12 protein-coding genes are annotated in these 11,705 nt (G+C 40.4%); 1 reads left to right on the forward strand and 11 read right to left on the reverse strand.

Features of this window, described 5'->3' with window-relative positions:
• Positions 1-5 precede the first annotated feature (5 nt).
• Complete coding sequence (locus tag CWB78_RS17225; protein ID WP_010388597.1) at positions 6-1,010, reverse strand: response regulator; 1,005 nt, start codon at positions 1,008-1,010, stop codon at positions 6-8.
• 219 nt (positions 1,011-1,229) lie between these two features.
• Between CWB78_RS17225 and tpx the strand changes: the two genes are divergently transcribed.
• A complete protein-coding gene (tpx, locus tag CWB78_RS17230) occupies positions 1,230-1,811 on the forward strand; it encodes a thiol peroxidase (protein WP_138596681.1) in 582 nt (193 codons plus the stop codon).
• Positions 1,812-1,879: 68 nt separating this feature from the next.
• On the opposite strand, the gene adk is transcribed toward tpx, so the two are convergent.
• The 10 genes from adk to CWB78_RS17275 all read right to left on the reverse strand — a co-directional run bounded on the left by adk (position 1,880) and on the right by CWB78_RS17275 (position 11,611).
• Positions 1,880-2,524, reverse strand: coding sequence for an adenylate kinase (gene adk / locus CWB78_RS17235; protein ID WP_008468042.1), 645 nt, complete (start codon positions 2,522-2,524; stop codon positions 1,880-1,882).
• A gap of 331 nt (positions 2,525-2,855) precedes the next feature.
• Positions 2,856-4,769, reverse strand: coding sequence for a molecular chaperone HtpG (gene htpG / locus CWB78_RS17240; protein ID WP_054201119.1), 1,914 nt, complete (start codon positions 4,767-4,769; stop codon positions 2,856-2,858).
• A gap of 120 nt (positions 4,770-4,889) precedes the next feature.
• Entirely contained in the window at positions 4,890-5,603 is a 714-nt protein-coding gene (locus tag CWB78_RS17245; protein WP_138596683.1) for an RluA family pseudouridine synthase, read from the reverse strand.
• Positions 5,604-5,708: 105 nt separating this feature from the next.
• Positions 5,709-6,317 (reverse strand): recombination mediator RecR, encoded by a 609-nt coding sequence (recR, locus tag CWB78_RS17250; protein ID WP_010388591.1) that lies wholly within the window; start codon positions 6,315-6,317, stop codon positions 5,709-5,711.
• A 6-nt stretch (positions 6,318-6,323) separates the two neighbouring features.
• Positions 6,324-6,650 (reverse strand): YbaB/EbfC family nucleoid-associated protein, encoded by a 327-nt coding sequence (locus CWB78_RS17255; RefSeq protein ID WP_010388590.1) that lies wholly within the window; start codon positions 6,648-6,650, stop codon positions 6,324-6,326.
• 60 nt (positions 6,651-6,710) lie between these two features.
• Positions 6,711-9,047: a DNA polymerase III subunit gamma/tau gene (gene dnaX, locus CWB78_RS17260; protein WP_138596685.1), complete on the reverse strand. Its 2,337-nt coding sequence runs from the start codon at positions 9,045-9,047 to the stop codon at positions 6,711-6,713.
• 3 nt (positions 9,048-9,050) lie between these two features.
• Positions 9,051-9,596, reverse strand: a complete 546-nt coding sequence (apt, locus tag CWB78_RS17265) for an adenine phosphoribosyltransferase (RefSeq protein WP_008109316.1) — start codon at positions 9,594-9,596, stop codon at positions 9,051-9,053.
• Between the two features lie 155 nt (positions 9,597-9,751).
• Positions 9,752-9,874 carry a hypothetical protein gene (locus CWB78_RS19090; RefSeq protein WP_008109320.1) on the reverse strand — a complete coding sequence of 41 codons (123 nt, stop codon included), beginning with the start codon at positions 9,872-9,874 and terminating at the stop codon, positions 9,752-9,754.
• 72 nt (positions 9,875-9,946) lie between these two features.
• Positions 9,947-10,699: an HvfC family RiPP maturation protein gene (locus CWB78_RS17270; protein ID WP_138596687.1), complete on the reverse strand. Its 753-nt coding sequence runs from the start codon at positions 10,697-10,699 to the stop codon at positions 9,947-9,949.
• 54 nt (positions 10,700-10,753) lie between these two features.
• On the reverse strand, positions 10,754-11,611 hold the full coding sequence (locus CWB78_RS17275) for an HvfB family MNIO-type RiPP peptide maturase (RefSeq protein ID WP_010388581.1): 858 nt from the start codon (positions 11,609-11,611) through the stop codon (positions 10,754-10,756).
• Positions 11,612-11,705 lie beyond the last annotated feature (94 nt).

Here is an 11,705-nt window from a genome sequence, read left to right on the forward strand (position 1 = left end):
AATATTTAATCTTCCAGTAGATAGGCAACTTTATATTTCAAAGTTTTAAGTGAATCTTCAGTAAAGAGCAACATTAAATCACAACTAATATCATGATTTTCAATACCGTAACTAATTTCTATGGCAAGTGTCCGTTGCCAACGCGACTTATTAGACTGAACAAGCTCAGAAACATCACGGTGCTGGCCCAATACAATGGGGTGGCCTTGACTAAAGGTCATGTCGAGCTGCTTTGATAAGCCTGTTAATATAGCGCCAATTAAAATGTTACTTACATCCATTAGCAACTCTAACTCAACCTTGTCGTTTAATTCACCTTCGTAATTCATTAATGAGGCTATTTCTTTAAAACTAGAATCATTTAAAAGTAATAACGCCTCACCAGATACCCCGCCGCCAATAAAGCCTTGGCAAATACCCGACGTAGTGTCATTGGTATCAACAGAGCTTAGCGCCATATTAAGCTCACTGACCTCTAAAACATTAACATTAGGAATGGGTAGCTTAACAAATACATTAAGCAGTCGTGCAAGTAGATCCCCTGCTTGGCCCATAGCAACATTAGTCAGCTCTTGGTATATATCACGAACATCAGGGTCAACTTGTTCGCCTAAAGTGTGGGACAAACGTTCACGCAGTGCTCTATCTCTTATACCATGGTGCTCTATAATGGCAGCGAGCTTTTCAGGGGAACATGGTTTTTGAATAAAGTCTATGGCGCCAAGTTCAAGTACACGTTGATGTGCGCTTGGTTGAATATCGCCCGATACCACCACAGTGAGCACGTCTAGTCCCTGATCTTTCATTGCTGCCAACACACCATAGCCGTCCATCTCTGGCATATTTAAATCAAGGAAAAGAATTTCAGGTTGGGCTTTGCTTATTTGTTTTATGCAGTCTACACCGTCACATGCAAATTCAATTTTAATATCCCAATCATCGGGTAAGGAACGAGCCAACTGGCGTCGTGCTAATTTTGAATCATCACATATTAAAACCGATGTTGACATACAATCTCACTATTTTAAAACTGGGTGTAATTTTAAGCGTGTAGAACAAGCCACGGATACATAAAAAATAATACCTATTTCTTATACATACATAGTAATCAATGTATTACTTATTTTCAATTTTAGGCAAAAATAAAGCTGTGGATTTTTCTGCTTGGTTACTTATCTACATTATAATACACTCACAACTATTGCGTTAATTTAAAAGGAAAAAACTCCATGCGTCGTACATTAGCTTTTGCATTAAGCCTATTTTGCTGTGCCAGTTTTGCCGCAGATTTACCCGAAAACACACTCGATGCAGGAAAAGTAACTGCACAAGGTAAGCCAGTTACCTTATTAGGGAAAGGCCTTAAAGTTGGTGAAGATGCCCCTAACTTTAAAGTAGTTAATGACAGTTTCACTGCTGTTACGTTAGAAGATTATAAAGGCCAAGCTGTATTAATTAGTGTTGTTCCGAGCTTAGATACCGGTATTTGTAGCTTACAAACTAAGCACTTTAATGAAAAAGTCGCCCAACAATTTCCAGGCGTGGCCATGATCACTATTAGTGCCGATTTACCATTTGCGCAAAAGCGTTTTTGTAAGGCCGAAAATATCGATAAAGTAACGACACTTTCTGATTCTGTATGGCGTGATTTTGGTCAACAGTATGGCTTAATCATTAAAGATATGGGATTACTTACCCGCTCTGTTTTTATTCTTGATAAGAGCCATAAGGTTATTTATAAGCAATTAGTTAGTAGTTTATCAACCGAGCCTGAATATGATAGCGTCATTGAAAAGCTTAAAATGCTTTAAAGGTCGAATTTCAGGAAATAAAAAACCGCTATAAAAGCGGTTTTTTATTTTGCTGTGTGGTTAAAAAATTAACCTAGTAGCTCAGCTAGTTGCTTGCTTACTGCTTCAACCGCTTGGGTACCATCTAATTTATGGTACTGAGTATTACCCGCTTTAGCTTCTGCTTGGTAGTAGTCAACCAATGGCATTGTTTGCTCATGGTAAATACCTAAGCGTTTACGAACAGTCTCTTCGGTATCATCTGCACGAATAATTAGTTCTTCACCTGTTTCGTTGTCTTTACCTTCCTCTTTTGGAGGATTGTAAACAACATGGTAAACACGGCCAGAGCCAGGATGAACACGACGTCCGCCCATGCGCTCAACGATAACTTCATCAGCAACATCAAATTCAATAACGTGATCAACCACTACGCCATTTTCTTTCATTGCATCAGCTTGTGGAATTGTGCGTGGGAAACCATCTAGTAAGAAGCCTTTTTCACAATCTGGCTTGGCAATACGCTCTTTAACAAGGCCAATAATAATATCGTCAGAAATAAGCTGACCTGCGTCCATTACTTTTTTTGCTTCTAGGCCTAGTGGTGTGCCCTCTTTAATTGCAGCTCGTAGCATATCACCGGTAGAAATTTGTGGAATACCGTATCTATCCATTAAAAACTGAGCTTGAGTACCTTTACCTGCACCCGGCGCGCCCAAAAGAATAATGCGCATATCATTGTCCCCTAATATGAGAGTTTATTTTAAAGTCTGAATTCTTCCATAAGCGCTGCAGATACTCAAGTAACTTATACTAATTGTCTAGGGTCTGTTGACCTTTGCGGATTAATATTTGTTCAAACTAGGGAGAATTTAATCGCGGCGCGGGGTTTGTCACCTACTGGGCTAAGTAAAAACCGAGTAAAGCTTCCGCGTTCTGCTCACCCCCCCTGCCTACATCCATGTAAGCAACAAAGAGTAAATCGCCCTTAGGCAGAACCCTTCGAGCAGGGCATAAAAAAAGGGAACAGACGTTCCCTTTTTACTCAATCATTGATTTTTATACTTATTTGCTTAAATCAAGCATAAGTTTATTTAAGCGAGTTACAAATCCAGTTGGATCTTTAAGCGTACCGCGCTCTGCAAGCAAGGCTTGGTCTAGTAGTACATGTGACCACTGCGCAAACTTATCTTCGTCTTGTTCATCATTTAAATGCTTAACCAGTTGGTGCTCTGGGTTTAATTCAAACACAGGCTTAGCCTCTGGAACAGCTTGACCTACTGACTCCATTAGCTTTTGCATTTGCGAGCTCATGTCATTGTCATCACTCACTACACACGCTGGTGAGTCGGTTAAGCGGTGAGTAAAGCGTACATCTTTAACATCATCTCCTAATGCAGTTTTGATACGCTCAACCAAGCCTGCAACTTCTTTTTCAGACTCTTCTTGTGCTTTTTTAGTTTCTTCGTCATCTAGCTTACCTAAATCTAGATCACCGCGGGTAATTGACTGAAATTGCTTTTCGCCAAATTCCGTTAAATGGCTCATCATCCACTCATCTACACGATCGCTTAGCAATAATACTTCAATGCCTTTTTTACGGAAGATTTCTAAGTGTGGTGAATTTTTAGCAGCAATGAATGAGTCAGCAACCACATAGTAAATTTTATCTTGGCTGTCCTTCATGCGCTCAATGTATTGCTCAAGTGAAACATCTTGAGTTTCTGAGTCGGTGTGCGTTGATGAAAAGCGTAATAATTTAGCAATGCTTTCTTTGTTGGCCGCATCTTCTGCAGGCCCTTCTTTCATTACCTGACCAAATTCATTCCAAAATGTTTGGTAATCATCGGCTTTGTTTTTAGCCATACGCTCAAGCATTTTAATAATACGCGACGTACACCCCTTACGAATAGCTTGGGTAACTTTGTTGTCTTGTAAAATTTCACGCGATACGTTTAGTGGTAAATCGTTTGAGTCTAATAAGCCTTTAACAAAACGTAAGTAGCTTGGCATAAACTGTTCAGCGTCATCCATGATAAACACGCGTTGAACATAAAGTTTTAAACCACTTTGGCGCTCACGGTTCCATAAATCAAAGGGTGCTTTTTTAGGAATGTATAACAAACTGGTGTATTCAGTTTTACCTTCAACTTTATTATGTCCCCAGCTAAGCGGATCTTCCCAGTCGTGGCTTACATGCTTATAAAACTCTTTGTATTCGTCCTCAGAGATTTCTGATTTGTCACGTGTCCATAATGCAGTTGCACGGTTAATGCTTTCCCACTCACCTGGAACAGCCGGAATTTTTTCACCATCTTCACCTTCAGACTCAGGTACTTCTGCCTTGTACATTTGTACTGGTGTAGAAATATGATCAGAGTATTTAGTTACGATACTGCGAAGACGCCATTCATCTGCATATTCATTTTCTTCTTCACGAAGATGTAAAATAATATCTGTACCACGGCCTTCTTTTTCGATTTCTTGTAGCGTGTACTCGCCTTCACCTTTTGACTGCCATTCAACCGCTGTTGTCTCTCCTGCTTTACGAGTACGAACAGTCACTTCATCAGCAACAATAAATGCTGAGTAAAAACCAACACCAAATTGACCAATAAGCTGTGAATCTTTACTTTGATCGCCCGTTAAGTTTTTGAAAAATTCAGCCGTACCCGACTTAGCAATGGTGCCTAATGAGCTGATCACTTCATCACGCGTCATACCAATACCATTATCAGAAATGGTCACTGTGTTAGCGTCTTTATCTGCGCTTATACGTACGCGTAAATCTGCATCACCTTGATAAAGGTCACCGTTTGAAAGGGCTAAAAAGCGTAGTTTATCGGCGGCGTCAGATGCATTTGATACAAGCTCGCGTAAAAAGATTTCTTTATTTGAATAAAGCGAGTGAATCATTAAGTTTAATAGTTGTTTTACTTCTGTTTGAAAGCCTAATGTTTCTTTTTGTGCTGCAGTCATTTATGTATCTCCAATTTGCAAAGTGTCTGCGTTATGCACTTAATATGGGGTGAGCCGTGAGAAGTTCAAGTAAAAAAAATAAAAAACCCCATTCAAAGACACTTTAAAGGGCTTAATCAACTAAAAAGGCGTTGTGGCATGCCCGTGCATTGGCTTATCAGTGCATGGATGCACAAAAAATAAATCGCTGGCATGCAATAATAATCGTTGAGCACCCTGCTCACTGCAATCATTTTTATATAAATCACATCCTAGTATAGGGTGGCCTAAAATTAAACTGTGAATTCTAAGTTGATGAGTGCGTCCAGTTATAGGAGTAAAATCGACCAAAGTTTTTTGCTCTTTGTTAAAGCGTTTAACCACTTTAAATTGAGTGCGCGAGGGTTTGCCGCTCTGGTGACAAATTTTCACTTTCGGAAATAACATTTTATCTTTTGCTATAGGCGCAGTAATTTCTCCCTGAGACTCTGCAACCAATCCAAAGAGCATTGCGCGATATTGCTTTTTAACACTTCGGGATTGGAATTGCTGATTCAGTGCTTTAGCTGCTTGCTCGTTAAGTGCTACCACCATCACTCCGGAGGTACCCAAATCTAAACGGTGGGGTAATATCGCAGTAGGAAACGCTGCGGTAACGCCTTGTTGGCCATTAACAAGCCTATAGTGAACCGAATCCCAGTTAAGAGGGTTTTTACCCGACAAACTCAACAAACCGCTAGGTTTATTGATCAATAAAATATCATCATCTTGATAAATAATTTTTATGTGTTCATGGCAAACAGGTGCGATAAAGTCATCAACAATCACATTAGCACTTTGAGTTATTGCAGCCATACCATCCTTAAACTTTTGTTTATATTGCAATTAAAGCCAACAAAAAAGCCTACAGTATGTATGTAGGCTTTTAAAGTAAGTTCAAATAGTTAAGCTTAAAATAAACTATTCATGGCTGACTAAGCGCCTGCCACTAAATGCATGCATTAAGGTTGTGCCATCGACTAAATCAAGCTCGCCACCCACAGGAATACCATGAGCTATTCGCGATGCACCCACTTTGTATTTATGACAAAGCTGGGCAATATAATGAGCCGTTGTTTCACCTTCAACCGTAGGGTTAGTGGCTAATATAACTTCATTAATACCGCCATGGGCAAGCTTTTGCTCAAGCACGTCTAGACCAATTTCTTTAGGTCCTATGCCATCAATCGGTGACAAATGTCCCATTAATACAAAATAGAGTCCTTTGTATTGGCCTGTTTGTTCAATCGCTAACACATCTGTAGGCGACTCAACCACACATAAAATACCACTGTCTTGACGCTTAGTGCTTAAGCAAATATCACATTGCGCTTGCTCGGTAAACGTGCGGCACGACTGACAATGCCCTACAGCCGTCATCGCTTTTGTTAGCGCATTCCCAAGCTGAGTGCCACCTTTGCGGTCGCGCTCTAATAAATGAAATGCAATGCGCTGAGCAGATTTCGGGCCAATACCTGGCTGACAACGAAGTGCTTCTATTAGCGATGTTAAACTATCTGAAAGTTGCATAATTGCTTAGAACGGCATTTTCATACCAGGTGGTAATTGCATACCGCCTGTTACTTTGCCCATGCGCTCTTGAGTTTCTTCAGCAACACGGCGAACAGCATCATTACACGCTGCTGCAAGTAAATCTTCAATCATGTCTTTGTCATCTTCCATTAAGCTTTCATCAAGCTCAACACGACGAACATTGTGGTTACCAAGCATGGTTACTTTCACTAAACCTGCACCGGCTTCACCAACCACTTCCATCGTTGCGATTTCTTCTTGGGCTTTTTGCATGCGCTCTTGCATTTGCTGCGCTTGCTTCATCATGTTACCCATTCCACCTTTAAACATAATCGTCTCTCTTTCTTTTAATACATTAACTGGAGTATAAATAAGGGCACTGGTCGTTAATTACAATGCCTGAATACTGTTTTCGTCAATTTCAGCGCTAAATAGCTGTTGAAGTTGTACTATATTTTCATCGCTGGTGATCACATCAATCGCTTGCTGGTGACGACCTGCATCAATTTTTTGTTGAATCAAATAAGGTGAGTCAATCACCCCGCTAGCAAAATCAATATTAAGCTCAACGTTGTGTCCATAAATACTTGATAACGCCACATTTAACTTTTGACGTAACATTGGCGTATCTAAGTGCTTTTGCGATTCATCCACTTCAATATGGAAATGATTGTCTTGTTTGGTAAAAATTGAATGCAATGCAAACTGGCGCATGCGTCCGCCAAGTCCCATACGCTTTATTAAATAGGCCCATTCGTCTTGTTGATGGGCAAATCTGATTTCACTAATTGGGCTTTGAAAATCATCAGGTATCGGAATGCTAGGCTCTTGTTCAACAACAGGTGCTGGTTTTTGCGGGTTAATTTGCTCTAATAGCTCCGGTGCTAAATTTTCAGTAATCGTTTGATGCTTTGCTTTAAAGTCAACTTTACTCGCTGGCTTATTTGCTACCTGAGCTCGGCTCCCCTGTGCTGGGAGCTGAGGCTTTTTTTGCAGGTCATCGCTCACCTCATTATCCCATGGTGGTGGCTGCTGTGATACAGTTTGTGCTTCATTGCTCTGCGGGCGACTAAAATCGGATTTTGTCGGTGCTGGTTTTTCTTCAGTTGGCTTTTCAATTGCGGCACTTGAAAGCTTACCGGCACCCGAAATGTTTCTATCGCGTAAAATACGCGCTATTGCTGACTGTGCTCGCGCTTCTTGCTCACCCATTGATGACGCAGACTGATCTGCGTTACTTGTGGCATTTGCTAACTCAGGGTTAAACCCTTGATCAACAGCGCTACTCATTACATCATCGTATTGTGCGGCAATAGTTTGTTCTACATCACTGTGCTGCATGTAGGCATCATCTTCGCTTTGACGCTGCGCTTGTTCATCACTTATTACAGGGGTATCTACAATTTGAGGCTGACTTTGTATCGAACTTTGCTCATTCTGTGTTTGGCTATAATCAGGCTTTGAAACCTCAGGCTCATCGGCTTTTGTTGGCTGCGTATTAGTTGCTAATGGCTGAATTTGAGGAGCATTACTCTGCGCTGGTTTATTTTTATTTAAAATATCACGCAGTGCATTAGCACGCCCTGCACTATTTTGCTCTGGCGCAGCTTGTGAGCTAGGTTCAGGTTGATTGGTTTGCAACTGCGTAGGTTCAAATGCCAATAACCTGAGCATAATCATTTCAAACCCTAAACGAGGCTCAGGTGCCCATTGTAAATCTTTTTTGCCATTGAGTAATAACTGGTAATACACTTGAATTTGTTGGGCATGGGTATGCGCTGCAACATGCTCAATGTAATCGGCGTTATTGCTATCAAGCGCTGCTGCTTCAGGGACTAATTGACTCAATTGAATCACATGCGTTAGCGCAATTAAGTCATCAAGCAGCGCAATGTAATTTGGATTTCGGCTAGCGACTTGAGCAACTTCATTCATCAAGGCTGTGCCATCTTGCGCTAATAATGCCGCAAGTAAACTTTGACTGTAATGGGTGTCCATTAAACCAAGCATGTCTTGTACAGCTTGATTTTTAATATCACCATTTGTTTGAGCAATAGCCTGATCGGTCAGACTTAATGCATCTCGCATACTACCATCGGCCGCTTTGGCAATAATACTTAGCGCATCATTATCAAAATTAAGCTGCTCATGGGTAAGCACATGCTCAAGCTGTTGCTTAATCTCAGCTTGCGACAATGCATTCAGATTAAACTGTAAACAGCGAGATAAAATAGTCACTGGTAATTTTTGAGGATCAGTGGTTGCGAGCAAAAATTTCACATGCTCAGGCGGCTCTTCAAGCGTTTTTAATAACGCATTAAAGCTGTGCTTTGACAACATGTGTACTTCATCGATTAGATATACTTTGTAACGTCCGCGCGTTGGCGCATATTGAACGTTATCAAGTATCTCACGCGTATCCTCAACCTTAGTGCGTGAAGCCGCATCTATTTCGAGTAAATCAATGTAGCGCCCTGCCTCTATATCAACACAGCTACTACATTGACCACATGGTGTGGCAGATATACCTTCATCACAATTTAAGCTTTTAGCAAAAATACGGGCAATGGTGGTTTTACCAACACCACGGGTTCCAGTGAATAAATAAGCGTGATGCAGTCTATTTTGAGTCAGCGCGTTTACCAGCGCCTGTTTTACATGAGACTGCCCAACCAATTCATGAAAGGTTTGAGGACGCCATTTTCTCGCTAGAACCTGATAACTCATCGATTATTCGCCTTCGAATTCAACCAATTTTAAAATATTGATGCCCATTTTTTCAATACGTTGCTCACCACCAAGCTCTGGAAGTGATACAACAAAGGCAGCATCTGTGGCGTTACCGCCTAATTTTGCAACCAACTTGGCTGTTGCTTCAATTGTACCACCGGTCGCCAACAAGTCGTCAACTAACAAGACTTTATCACCGGCTACAATCGCATCAGTATGAAGCTCTAGTGTATCTTCGCCATATTCGAGTTGGTAATCTTGGCGAATAACTTCGCGCGGTAATTTACCTGGTTTACGAACAGGGATAAAAGGAATTCCCAAAGCATAAGATAGCGGAGCACCAAAAATAAAGCCACGTGATTCAGTGCCGATAATTTTAGTAAAACCTTGGTCTTTATAAGCGTCAATAAATGCATCTATGGTTGCTTTAAACGCTTCAGGGTTTGCCATTAGGGTTGTTACATCGCGAAACATAATGCCCGCTTTAGGATAATCAGCAATTGTAGTAATGCTGTTTTTGATAATTGCTGGTGTTACTTGAGTCATAATTTTAACTGCTCAATGATTAATATTACAAAGCAGGTGATTATAACCTTAAGTGGTCGTAAATTGCGAGTTTGCGATAATTATAAAGTGTCGGGAGAGGGAAGTGATAAAAATGTAAGGCTGATGAAAAACAACAGCCTTAAAATAAAACCTGATTAAGTTAAGCTGGTGATCCAACCTAAAATGGCATTTAAACACCCTATTCCAGCAAATACGGCTAAGAATGCAAAAAAGTAAGCCGCATTGAACGGGTCTTTAAAGTCTTTATCATCTGACATGGGTACAACCTTTTATTAAGCACAACAAATAAAGGCGCTATAATAGACGATGTGAAATAATCAATAAAGAGCTTAGTCTTGATTTTTTGTCACTATAATTTGCCGCTGTGCCATAGCTGTTAAGGTACTGAGTGCCCCTTGTGTTATTTGCTCAAGATTAAATTGTGGTGCATTTTCACTAACCTGTTGGCAAACCTGCTCAAACGTACTCCCCGCTTCATTTTCAATAATAGACAGTAGCATGGCGGTCATGGCATTGGTGGCCAAAAATTGCACCTCATCACTCTCATCGCGGTAAACAACAAAGAAATACGGCTGCTCTGAAGGCTGTTGAGGTTGAAACTCTTCACTTATATGTTGCACTGGATAGTCGTAGCTTAAGTTACGCGCTGTTTTAGATAAATACAAAGGAGAATGAGTAAGCTTATTAGTGCTTAGAGGGAGCTCACGGGAGTCAGCCTTCATTACAGACACGTCAAGCTCAATCCATTCATAATGGGCTAGCGCCAGCATAAACACCGGATCAGACTCTCTAGGTACATAGCTTGTCATTAAATAGGTAATAAATTCTTCTCCTATATCTAAAAAATAAGGAGATTGGCAATCATGTTCACTAAAAAATTTACGAACCAGTAATAGCCACTGTTGATCACTATAAAGTGTTTTTAAAACTGGAAATGCCGATGAAACAAAGCCATTAATATTATTAAAAAACAGATCTCGGTAAATAGCCATTCGTCTGTCTTCAACATCGGTTGGACACGGCTGCTTATTTGGCTCTCGAATATGGGCCATAAACTCATTTTGCACATCAATAAAACTCATAATAACGACTCTTATAAAACCCTAAAATAGCAAGTACTTATTAAATTCAAACAGCTAAGCACTTTGTGCTGTTGATAACAACTTAAGGTGCTTTGCCTGTAATTGATGGATTATATCCAGCTCTTTGGTTAACACGTTAATAGGCGGAATATTAAAATCTCGCTCTAGCAGTGTGGGAAAAACACCATGTGCCTGATATGCGCTATCGAGCAATTGCCAGACAGGGTCAATAACATCTGCGCCATGAGTATCTATAATAAGGTCATCAGCCTCATTGTAGTGGCCTGCAACATGACAATAGGCAATTTTATTAGTTGGTAGCCCACTTAAAAACGCTTGTGCATCATAACCATGATTAATCGAGTTCACATAAATATTATTAACGTCTAATAGCAACTGGCAGTCTGCGTCTTCTAAAATAGCATTGGTAAATTCAAGCTCTGATAGCTGCTGACCAGGGGCACCATAATAAGACACATTTTCCAGCACAAGTGGTCGCTCTAATATATCTTGTACCTGCTTAACCCGAGAAACGACATGTTTGATCGCTTCTTCAGTAAAAGGAATTGGCATTAAGTCATACATATGGCCTTTACCTGAGCAATAGCTTAAATGTTCGCTATAAGCTTTAATATCGTGGTTATCAAAGAAAGATTTTAACGACTTTATAAATTCAATATCGAGCGGTTCAGGTGAGCCAATAGAAAGAGATAAACCATGACAAACAAAGTGATTATTATTAGTTAACTGCTTAAATTGCTTTTCAAAGCGCCCACCTAGCTTTAACCAGTTCTCTGGGGCCACTTCCATAAACTCAATTTGTTTTGGTATGGCATGCTCAAGCTCATCTAGCATTTCTCTTCGCAAGCCTAAACCGACCATGCCAAAGTTAGGCGTTTGATTTTGAGCCATAATAAAACCTCATATTAAATAAAAAGGGCCTAATGGCCCTCTCACTTATCGGAAAAAGAAAAGTTTAGTGGCTACCACCACATTTACCTTCGCC

This window comes from Pseudoalteromonas sp. S1612, from assembly GCF_005887175.1.
Lineage (GTDB): Bacteria > Pseudomonadota > Gammaproteobacteria > Enterobacterales > Alteromonadaceae > Pseudoalteromonas > Pseudoalteromonas undina.